This window comes from Streptomyces sp. NPDC002698 (genome assembly GCF_042888945.1).
Taxonomy (GTDB): Bacteria; Actinomycetota; Actinomycetes; order Streptomycetales; family Streptomycetaceae; genus Streptomyces.
Genome location: NZ_JBIAQM010000053.1, coordinates 21,343 through 29,204, shown reverse-complemented (window position 1 = coordinate 29,204; position 7,862 = coordinate 21,343). Strand labels below are relative to the sequence as shown.

At 69.3% G+C, this 7,862-nt stretch carries 8 protein-coding genes; 6 read left to right on the top strand and 2 right to left on the bottom strand.

Annotated elements, in window-relative coordinates:
- Positions 1-154 precede the first annotated feature (154 nt).
- Positions 155-1,078, bottom strand: coding sequence for an ABC transporter ATP-binding protein (locus ACFYW9_RS38220; protein ID WP_389159669.1), 924 nt, complete (start codon positions 1,076-1,078; stop codon positions 155-157).
- A gap of 11 nt (positions 1,079-1,089) precedes the next feature.
- Positions 1,090-1,926 carry an AAC(3) family N-acetyltransferase gene (locus tag ACFYW9_RS38215; RefSeq protein WP_351873616.1) on the bottom strand — a complete coding sequence of 279 codons (837 nt, stop codon included), beginning with the start codon at positions 1,924-1,926 and terminating at the stop codon, positions 1,090-1,092.
- A 161-nt stretch (positions 1,927-2,087) separates the two neighbouring features.
- Between ACFYW9_RS38215 and ACFYW9_RS38210 the strand changes: the two genes are divergently transcribed.
- From ACFYW9_RS38210 to ACFYW9_RS38185, 6 genes are read left to right on the top strand one after another with little or no spacing between them, the layout of a single operon-like run.
- The gene (locus ACFYW9_RS38210; protein ID WP_351873614.1) at positions 2,088-2,831 is read left to right on the top strand and encodes a metalloregulator ArsR/SmtB family transcription factor; all 744 of its coding nucleotides are present in this window, start codon (positions 2,088-2,090) and stop codon (positions 2,829-2,831) included.
- Positions 2,828-4,252 (top strand): Fe-S cluster assembly protein SufB, encoded by a 1,425-nt coding sequence (sufB, locus tag ACFYW9_RS38205; RefSeq protein WP_351873611.1) that lies wholly within the window; start codon positions 2,828-2,830, stop codon positions 4,250-4,252. The genes ACFYW9_RS38210 and sufB overlap by 4 nt, the downstream gene beginning before the upstream one ends.
- Positions 4,253-4,309: 57 nt before the next feature.
- Positions 4,310-5,491 (top strand): Fe-S cluster assembly protein SufD, encoded by a 1,182-nt coding sequence (gene sufD / locus ACFYW9_RS38200; RefSeq protein WP_389159668.1) that lies wholly within the window; start codon positions 4,310-4,312, stop codon positions 5,489-5,491.
- Entirely contained in the window at positions 5,491-5,814 is a 324-nt protein-coding gene (locus tag ACFYW9_RS38195) for a bifunctional 3-phenylpropionate/cinnamic acid dioxygenase ferredoxin subunit (protein ID WP_261703358.1), read from the top strand. Before sufD ends, ACFYW9_RS38195 begins: the two co-directional genes overlap by 1 nt.
- A 7-nt stretch (positions 5,815-5,821) precedes the next feature.
- Positions 5,822-6,595, top strand: a complete 774-nt coding sequence (gene sufC / locus ACFYW9_RS38190) for a Fe-S cluster assembly ATPase SufC (RefSeq protein ID WP_266757403.1) — start codon at positions 5,822-5,824, stop codon at positions 6,593-6,595.
- Positions 6,592-7,848: a cysteine desulfurase gene (locus tag ACFYW9_RS38185; protein ID WP_326788474.1), complete on the top strand. Its 1,257-nt coding sequence runs from the start codon at positions 6,592-6,594 to the stop codon at positions 7,846-7,848. The genes sufC and ACFYW9_RS38185 overlap by 4 nt, the downstream gene beginning before the upstream one ends.
- Positions 7,849-7,862 lie beyond the last annotated feature (14 nt).

The window sequence follows — 7,862 nt, the reverse complement described above, 5'->3', positions numbered from 1 at the left end:
CAGGCTGTGCTTTCCCGGGGGGCAACCCCCGGACCCCCGGCCGGGCTCAGGTCGAGCTTGGTTCATGAACGCAGCTCCTTGCCGGTCAGTTCCAGGCTGTGCTTTCCCGGGGGGCAACCCCCGGACCCCCGGCCGGGCTCAGGTCGAGCTTGGTTCATGAACGCAGCTCCTTGCCGGTCAGTTCCAGAAAGACGTCTTCCAGGGTGTGGCGTTCGACGGAGATCTTCTCCGGCATCACACCGTGCTGGGCGCACCAGGACGTCACGGTCGCCAGCAGCTGCGGATCGACCTTGCCGCCGACCCGGTAGGCCCCCGGTGTCAGCTCGGCCGCCGTGCAGTCCGCCGGGAGGGCCTTGAGCAGGGAGTTCACGTCGAGTCCGGGGCGGCCGCCGAAGCGCAGGGTGTTCTCCGCGCCGCCGCGGCACAGCTCCTCGGGGGAGCCCTGGGCGACGACCCGGCCCGCGTCGATGATCGCGACGTCGTCGGCGAGCTGCTCGGCCTCGTCCATGTGGTGCGTGGTGAGGATCACCGAGACACCGTCGGAACGCAGGTCGCGGACCAGGTCCCAGGTCGCGCGGCGGGCCTGTGGGTCCAGGCCCGCGGTCGGCTCGTCCAGGAAGACCAGCTCGGGGCGGCCGACGACCGCCATGGCGAGCGCGAGGCGCTGCTGCTGGCCGCCCGAAAGCCGCCGGTACGTCGTGCGGCCGCAGCCCTCCAGGCCGAGCCGCTCGATGAGCGCGTCCACGTCCAGCGGGTGGGCGTGCAGTTTCGCCACATGGCGGAGCATCTCGTCGGCGCGGGCGCCCGAGTAGACGCCGCCGGACTGGAGCATCACGCCGATCCGGGTGTGGAGCTCGCCGGACTGTCTCGCCGGGTCGAGGCCCAGGACGCGCACCGTGCCGGAGTCCGGCTTGCGGTACCCCTCGCAGGTCTCGACCGTGGTGGTCTTGCCCGCTCCGTTGGGTCCGAGTACGGCGGTGACGCCCGCCGTGGCCACCAGGTCGAGGCCGTCCACCGCGGTCTTCGTTCCGTACCGCTTCACCAGGGCCTGGACCTGGACGACGGGCTCGCTTCGCATGAGGAGCAAGTCTAGGGACGTCGGCGTGTCCCGGAACCGCCGGGGGCGGCATCCACGTACAGGTCCCGCGGCCGGTGCAGCGACAGCCACCGCTCCGCGTACGCCACCGCGTCGGCCACCGGGAAGAGCCGCGCCCCGGCCGCGCCCACGGTCCCCCGTACGACGGGACGGTCGCGCTCGAAGTCGGCACCGAGTTCCTCGAACAGCTCGGAGGTGATCGACACCTCCCGCACCGTCCGCCAGCCCGTGGGGGAGGGCCGGCCGACCTCCACGACGGGTGAGGGGATGCGGTACTCGGCCAGATGGAAGCTGGTGCAGCTGTCGTAGCCGGCGCCGAGCAGCAGGACGCGGGCACCGCCGGCCTCCAGCCGGGCCAGCGGGCTCCGCTCGCCGAGCCGGCAGTCGGGCGCGTGTCCGCCGACGACCGCGGCCGCGGCCGGGCCCAGCGCCGCGAACGAGGTCTCCGGGTGCGCGCTGCGCAGGGCGCCGGGCCAGGTGCGGACGGTCTCGGGTATCACGCCGACGCCGCGGGAGGGCGTCACGCGCGGGTCGTAGACGGGCATGGTCGCCCGGATGGCCGGCCACCACTCCTCGGGAACCGGAGGGCGGCTCCACAGGGCCGGGTCGGAGAGGTCGCCGGACTGGGTCGGGACCACCAGCGTGCCGTCCGGACCGAGTGCGTCGAGCAGTCCCTGCACGACGGCCACGGGACCGCCGTTGACCCAGCCGAGGGCGCTGAGCGAGGAGTGCGCGAGGAGCGTTTCCCCCGGTCGTACACCCAGGGCGCGCAGGTCGGCGGCGAGGGTGTCCCGGGTGACGAGTGGGCCGGTCGGAAGGGGTGTCGGCATGGTCCCGGAGTCTTCCCGAGAGGCCGTCCGGACGCCAGCGGATTGATCGATCAAAGATCGTTTGCCCAGGTCACGTTAGGTATACCTAAGTGACGCAGCGCACCGCCCGCCCCGGAGGGCGCGGCTTGTCAGGCCCTGAGGAATTACGCAACAATGGTGTTGTGAAAAACGTTGGCGAGGCTCGGGAGACCCCCACGGGGCCCCCGCAGGAGGAACTCGCGACCGGTGAGCGTTCGACGCGCAACCGGGTCGCGCGGTCCATCCTGGACCACGGCCCGTCGACCGTCGCCGACCTGGCGGGCCGACTGGGCCTGACCCATGCGGCCGTACGCCGTCATCTGGACGCGCTGGTCGCCGACGACGTCGTGGAGGCGCGCGAGCAGCGGGTCTACGGAGCGCGGACACGCGGCCGTCCCGCCAAGGTGTTCGCCCTGACCGACTGCGGCCGGGACGCCTTCGACCAGTCCTACGACAAGCTCGCCGAGGACGCCCTGCGCTGGATCGCCGAGCGCGAGGGCGGGGACGACGCGGTCCTCTCCTTCGCCCGCGCCCGGATCGCCGCGCAGGCCGGGGCCTACCGCGAGGCCATCGAGGCCGCGACCCCCGAGGAACGCACGGAAGCCCTGGCGAAGGCCCTCAGCGCGGACGGGTACGCTGCCACGGCGCGCAGCGCACCGGTCGGCGAGCAGCTCTGCCAGCACCACTGCCCGGTGGCGCACGTCGCCGAGCGGTTCCCGCAGCTGTGCGAGGCGGAGACGGAGTTCTTCTCCCAGCTGCTCGGCACGCACGTCCAGCGACTGGCCACCATCGCCCACGGCGACGGGGTGTGCACGACGTTCATCCCCAAGATCTCGCACGACACTCACAACGCATCCGCAAGCACCGCCGGGAGGAACCCCGCATGACGCTCCCCATCGAGGAGACTGCCCACCCCGAGCTCGAGGGTCTGGGCACGTACGAATACGGCTGGGCCGACTCCGACGTGGCCGGTGCCTCCGCCAAGCGTGGCATCAACGAGGACGTCGTCCGCGACATCTCCGCGAAGAAGAGCGAGCCGGAGTGGATGACCAAGCTCCGTCTCAAGGGCCTGCGCCTCTTCGGCAAGAAGCCCATGCCCAACTGGGGTTCCGACCTGTCGGGCATCGACTTCGACAACATCAAGTACTTCGTGCGTTCCACGGAGAAGCAGGCGGAGTCCTGGGAGGACCTGCCCGAGGACATCAAGAACACGTACGACAAGCTCGGCATCCCCGAGGCGGAGAAGCAGCGCCTCGTCGCCGGTGTCGCGGCCCAGTACGAGTCCGAGGTCGTCTACCACCAGATCCGCGAGGACCTGGAGGAGCAGGGCGTCATCTTCCTGGACACCGACACCGCCCTCAAGCAGCACCCGGAGCTCTTCAAGGAGTACTTCGGCACGGTCATCCCGGTCGGCGACAACAAGTTCGCGTCGCTGAACACCGCGGTGTGGTCCGGCGGCTCCTTCATCTACGTGCCGAAGGGCGTGCACGTCGAGATCCCGCTCCAGGCCTACTTCCGTATCAACACGGAGAACATGGGCCAGTTCGAGCGGACGCTGATCATCGTCGACGAGGACGCCTACGTCCACTACGTCGAGGGCTGCACCGCGCCGATCTACAAGTCGGACTCCCTGCACTCCGCGGTCGTCGAGATCATCGTGAAGAAGGGCGCCCGCTGCCGTTACACGACCATCCAGAACTGGTCGAACAACGTCTACAACCTGGTCACCAAGCGCGCCGTGGCGTACGAGGGCGCGACCATGGAGTGGATCGACGGCAACATCGGCTCCAAGGTCACCATGAAGTACCCGGCCGTCTACCTGATGGGCGAGCACGCCAAGGGCGAGACCCTGTCCATCGCCTTCGCGGGCGAGGGCCAGCACCAGGACGCCGGCTCCAAGATGGTCCACATGGCGCCGAACACCTCCTCGAACATCGTCTCGAAGTCCGTGGCGCGCGGCGGCGGCCGTACGTCCTACCGCGGTCTCGTCGAGATCGGCGAGGGCGCCCACGGCTCCAAGTCGAACGTCCTGTGCGACGCGCTGCTCGTCGACACCATCTCCCGCTCGGACACGTACCCGTACGTGGACGTCCGCGAGGACGACGTGTCCATGGGCCACGAGGCGACCGTCTCCAAGGTCTCCGAGGACCAGCTCTTCTACCTGATGAGCCGCGGTCTGACGGAGTTCGAGGCGATGGCGATGATCGTGCGCGGCTTCGTCGAGCCGATCGCCAAGGAACTGCCCATGGAGTACGCCCTCGAGCTCAACCGGCTGATCGAGCTCCAGATGGAGGGCGCGGTCGGCTGACGCCGAACGCCGTCCCCGTCAAGCCACTCACGCAAGAAAGCGAGCAGACCGACAGCCATGGCTGAGGCTCAGAACATCCCCGTGGGCTCCACCACCGCGGGCCAGATCGCGGTGGCCGCCGAGTCGACCGTCGCCACGCGCATGAGCGCGCCCCCGTCCTTCGACGTGGCGGACTTCCCCGTCCCCCACGGCCGCGAGGAGGAGTGGCGGTTCACGCCGCTGGAGCGCCTGCGCGGGCTGCACGACGGCACCGCCGTCGCGACCGGCGAAGGCGTACGGATCGACGTCGAGGCCCCCGAGGGCGTCACCGTCGAGACGGTCGCCCGCGACGACGTCCGGATCGGCAGGGCCGGCACCCCCGTGGACCGTGTCGCCGCCCAGGCGTTCTCGGCCTTCGAGAAGGCCGGCGTCGTCACCGTCCCCAAGGAGACGGTGCTGACCGAGCCCATCCGGATCGCCGTGCACGGCGAGGGCGGGGTCGCCTACGGCCACCAGGTCATCGAGCTGGGAGCCTTCGCCGAGGCCGTCGTCGTCATCGACCACACCGGTGACGCGGTGCTCGCCGCCAACGTCGACTACGTCCTCGGCGACGGCGCCAAGCTGACCGTCGTCTCCGTCCAGGACTGGGACGACTCGGCCGTCCACGTCGGCCAGCACAACGCGCTGATCGGCCGCGACGCCACCTTCAAGTCCTTCGTGGTCACCTTCGGCGGCGACCTCGTACGCCTCCACCCGCGGATCGCCTACGCGGGCACCGGCGGCGAGGCCGAGCTGTTCGGCCTGTACTTCACGGACGCCGGCCAGCACCAGGAGCACCGCCTCCTGGTCGACCACAACACCCCGCACTGCAAGTCCAACGTCGCCTACAAGGGCGCGCTGCAGGGCGAGGGCGCGCACGCGGTGTGGATCGGCGACGTCCTCATCGAGGCCAAGGCCGAGGGCACGGACACCTACGAGATGAACCGCAACCTGGTTCTGACCGACGGTGCCCGCGTCGACTCCGTGCCGAACCTGGAGATCGAGACCGGCGAGATCGTCGGCGCCGGCCACGCCTCCGCGACCGGCCGCTTCGACGACGAGCAGCTCTTCTACCTGATGGCCCGCGGCATCCCCGCCGACGAGGCCCGCCGTCTGGTGGTCCGCGGCTTCTTCGCCGAACTGGTCCAGCAGATCGGTGTCGACGACATCGAAGAGCGCCTTCTCGTGAAGATCGACGAGGAGCTGGAGGCGTCGCTCTGATGCCCGGCACCTTCGTGCGCGTCTGTGGGCTGAGCGAGCTGGAGGAGAACACCCCCAAGCGGGTGGAACTCGACGGCACGCCGGTCTCGGTCGTGAAGACCGAGGGGGAGGTGTTCGCGATCAACGACATCTGCTCGCACGCGAACGTCTCGCTCTCCGAGGGCGAGGTGGAGGACTGTCAGATCGAATGCTGGCTGCACGGCTCCGCGTTCGACCTCCGCACCGGCAAGCCGTCCGGTCTTCCCGCGACGCGCCCCGTCCCCGTATACCCCGTTCAGATCGAAGGGGACGACGTGCTCGTCTCCCTCAACCAGGAGTCCTGAGGAACCCATGGCAACGCTTGAAATCCACGACCTGCACGTCACCGTCGAGGCCGACAACGCCACGAAGGAGATCCTCAAGGGCGTCGACCTGACCGTGAAGCAGGGCGAGACGCACGCCATCATGGGCCCCAACGGCTCCGGCAAGTCGACCCTCGCCTACTCGCTCGCGGGCCACCCCAAGTACACGATCACCGGCGGCACCGTCACCCTCGACGGCGAGAACGTCCTGGAGATGTCCGTCGACGAGCGCGCCCGCGCGGGCCTGTTCCTCGCGATGCAGTACCCGGTCGAGATCCCCGGTGTCTCGGTCTCCAACTTCCTGCGCACCTCCGCCACCGCCGTCCGCGGCGAGGCCCCCAAGCTGCGTACGTGGGTGAAGGAGGTCAAGGAGACCATGGAGCGCCTCTCCATGGACCCGGCCTTCGCCGAGCGCAACGTCAACGAGGGCTTCTCCGGCGGTGAGAAGAAGCGCCACGAGATCCTTCAGCTGGAGCTGCTCAAGCCGAAGATCGCGATCCTCGACGAGACCGACTCCGGCCTGGACGTCGACGCCCTGCGCGTCGTCTCCGAGGGCGTCAACCGCGTCCGCGAGACCGGTGAGGTGGGCACCCTGCTCATCACCCACTACACGCGCATCCTGCGCTACATCAAGCCCGACTTCGTGCACGTGTTCTCCGGCGGCCGCATCGTCGAGTCCGGCGGCGCCGAGCTCGCCGACAAGCTGGAGAACGAGGGGTACGAGTCGTACGCACTCGACGCGAAGGGTGGCGTATCCGCGTGACACAGCTGCCGGGCCTCCTCGACACCGAGGCGATCCGCAAGGACTTCCCCATCCTGGACCGCCAGATCCACGACGGTAAGAAGCTGGTGTACCTGGACAACGCGGCGACCTCGCAGAAGCCGCGCCAGGTCCTGGACGCCCTGAACGAGTACTACGAGCGCTACAACGCCAACGTCCACCGCGGTGTGCATGTGCTCGCCGAGGAGGCCACGGCACTGTACGAGGGCGCGCGGGACAAGGTCGCCGCGTTCATCAACGCGCCGAGCCGCGACGAGGTGATCTTCACCAAGAACGCCTCCGAGTCGCTCAACCTCGTGGCCAACATGCTGGGCTGGGCCGACGAGCCCTACCGCGTGGACCACGAGACCGAGATCGTCATCACGGAGATGGAGCACCACTCCAACATCGTTCCGTGGCAGCTGCTCTCGCAGCGCACCGGTGCGAAGCTGAAGTGGTTCGGCCTCACCGACGACGGCCGTCTCGACCTGTCGAACATCGACGAGATCATCACGGAGAAGACGAAGATCGTCTCCTTCGTGCTGGTGTCGAACATCCTGGGCACCGTGAACCCGGTCGAGGCGATAGTGCGCCGCGCCCAGGAGGTCGGCGCCCTGGTCCTGATCGACGCGTCGCAGGCCGCGCCGCACATGCCGCTCGACGTCCAGGCCCTCCAGGCCGACTTCGTGGCCTTCACCGGTCACAAGATGTGCGGTCCGACGGGCATCGGCGTCCTGTGGGGCCGCCAGGAACTCCTGGAGGACCTCCCGCCGTTCCTCGGCGGCGGCGAGATGATCGAGACCGTGTCGATGCACTCGTCGACGTACGCGCCGGCGCCGCACAAGTTCGAGGCGGGCACCCCGCCGATCGCGCAGGCGGTCGGTCTGGGCGCGGCGATCGACTACCTCTCGGCGATCGGCATGGACAAGATCCTCGCCCACGAGCACGCGCTCACCGAGTACGCGGTGAAGCGGCTCGCGGAGGTCCCCGACCTGAGGATCATCGGCCCCACCACGGCCGAGGACCGCGGCGCGGCGATCTCGTTCACGCTGGGCGACATCCACCCGCACGACGTGGGCCAGGTCCTCGACGAGCAGGGCATCGCGGTCCGGGTGGGTCACCACTGCGCGCGTCCGGTCTGCCTGCGGTACGGAATTCCTGCGACCACGCGGGCGTCGTTCTATCTGTACTCCACGCCGTCCGAGATCGACGCTCTGGTCGACGGCCTGGAGCACGTACGGAACTTCTTCGGCTGAGGGGCTGGCTGGGA